Below are 2,121 nucleotides of genomic sequence, written 5' to 3'. Positions count from 1 at the left end.
GTAGGAGCGCAGGTACTCGGCGAAGCGCGGCTCGGTCTGCTTCATCAGCCAGGCGCGCACCAGCTCGACCGAGGCGACGGTGGGCGCGGTCGGCGAGCAGTCGGGCGAACACCGTCAGCCCGGGCGCGGTCAGGGCGGCGCCCGGCCCGTCGTCCCGCACCAGGAGCAGCACGCCGCCGACCTGGACCAGCGCCACCGCCGACGAGGAACCGACGGTCCGGGTGGCGCTCCGGTCGCCGATCCGCGGGATCGCCACCGCCGTCGACTCCACGCCGCCGGTGCGTTCGAGTGCGCTGCCGAAGGCCTTGGCGGCCGCCTCGGGGGAGGCGAAGGCGACCACGTCGAACTCCACGGTCTGCACCGACGCGGCGCCGAACGTCACGCTGGCCGAGGCGAGTTGATGGTCGCAGGCGTCCGGCAGCAGGCACGGCACCGCGTCGGTCGGGCCCGTCCCCGACTCCGGCCCCCGCTGCACCCGCCACCCGCGCGGCATCGCCCCCTCGTCGGGCAGCACGCCCTGGACCAGCACCGGGTCGCCCAGCGGCTGCGCGGCGTGCGCCAGCCCGGGCCCGCCCGGCTTCAGCAGCGGGCGCGAGCCCAGGTGGACGCCGAGCGCGACCAGCGCGGCGATCAGCACCAGGACGAGCGCCGCCACGATCCCGGCGCTGCTCCGCCGGGCGGCGAGCGCCCGCGCGCGGGCGGCCGCGGGGCCGGTCCGCAGCTGAACGGTGCTCGGGCCCTTCGGCGGCGGTGCGGACGGCGGGCCGACCCGCAGCTGCGCGGTGCCGGGCTCGCTCCGCAGTTGGACGGTCGGTGGATCGCCCGGCTTCCCGAGCGCGGTGGTGGCCAGGTACTGCGCGAACGCCGGGTCCGTGGCCAGCAGGTGCGCGACGGCGGCGGCCAGCAGCGCCCGCGCCTGCGCGTCCCCCGGGCTCGCCTGCGCCGCCGCGAGCGCCCCGGCGCCCTCCGGCACCATCCGCAGCCGCGCCCGCACGACATCGGCCACCGCCTGGTGCGGCCCGTCGCCCAGCAGTGCCGCCGCCACCGCATCCGGTGCCGGCCCCCGGCCGTCCCCCATGGCAACTCCCCCTGCCGCACGAGTGGTTGCCCCCACGATCCCGGACCGCCGGCCACTTCGTACCCACGCCGAACGGAACGGAGACGCAACTGCAACCCCACCCGGACGAACCGGGGCGGGCGGCGGTGTGCAGCAGTGGCGGCATCCGGGCCTTGTGCCCGCCGCCCGACCGGGCGCGCCGCCGAACCGACCGGCCGGGTGGCGGTCCGGGGGCCGTCAGCGCAGGTCGAAGACCAGGCGGGCGGAGACCTTGCCGCTCAGCACCTCGTCGAAGCAGGCGTTCACGTCGTCGAGGCGGCGGGTCTCGCGGATCACCCGGGTGCGGCCGAGGGCGTGCAGCCGGAAGACCTCGGCGAGGTCCTCGCGGGTGCCGACGATCGAGCCGATCACCTTGGTGCCATTCAACACCGTCTCGAAGACGGGCAGTTCGAGCTTGCCGCCGGCCGGGAGGGCGACCAGGACGAGGGTGCCGCCGCGGCGCAGGGCTCCGTAGGCGGCCTGGAAGGAGGCGTTGCTGACGGCGAGGGCGATCGCGGCGTGGGCGCCGCCGAGGGCCTGGACCTCGGCGGCGACGTCCTGGGTGCGGGCGTCGAGGACGTGGTCGGCGCCGAGGTCGCGGGCCAGGGCGAGTTTGTCGTCGGTGACGTCGACGGCGATGGTCTCGGCGCCGAAGACCCGGGCGTACTGGAGCGCCAGGTGGCCGAGCCCGCCGATGCCGGAGACCAGCACCCGGGTGCCGGGCCCGGCCCCGGAGACCTTGAGCGCCTTGTAGGTGGTGACGCCCGCGCAGGACAGCGGCGCGGCGTCCAGCGGGTCGATGCCGTCGGGGACGGGGACGACGTAGTCGCCGTGCGCGAGCGCGTACTCGGCGTAGGCGCCGTCCACGGAGTAGCCGCTGTTGTGCTGCCGGAGGCAGAGGGTCTCCCAGCCGGAGACGCAGTGGTCGCAGCGCCCGCAGGCGTCCGCGAGCCAGGGGATGGCGACCCGCTCGCCCACCCGGACGTGCCGGACCAGGTCGCCGGCCGCCTCGACGATGCCGACGC

At 76.8% G+C, this 2,121-nt stretch carries 1 protein-coding gene and 1 pseudogene; both read right to left on the bottom strand.

Annotated elements, in window-relative coordinates:
* Positions 1-1,078: pseudogene (locus ACIQOV_RS38745) on the bottom strand (hypothetical protein); the annotation flags it as partial.
* Between the two features lie 216 nt (positions 1,079-1,294).
* On the bottom strand, positions 1,295-2,121 hold an 827-nt coding region (locus tag ACIQOV_RS38740), incomplete at its 5' end, for a zinc-dependent alcohol dehydrogenase (protein WP_401055517.1).

This window comes from Kitasatospora sp. NPDC091257, from assembly GCF_044757675.1.
GTDB classification, from domain to species: Bacteria; Actinomycetota; Actinomycetes; order Streptomycetales; family Streptomycetaceae; genus Kitasatospora; species Kitasatospora lactacystinica.
This window is presented reverse-complemented; position numbering and strand designations above follow the sequence as displayed.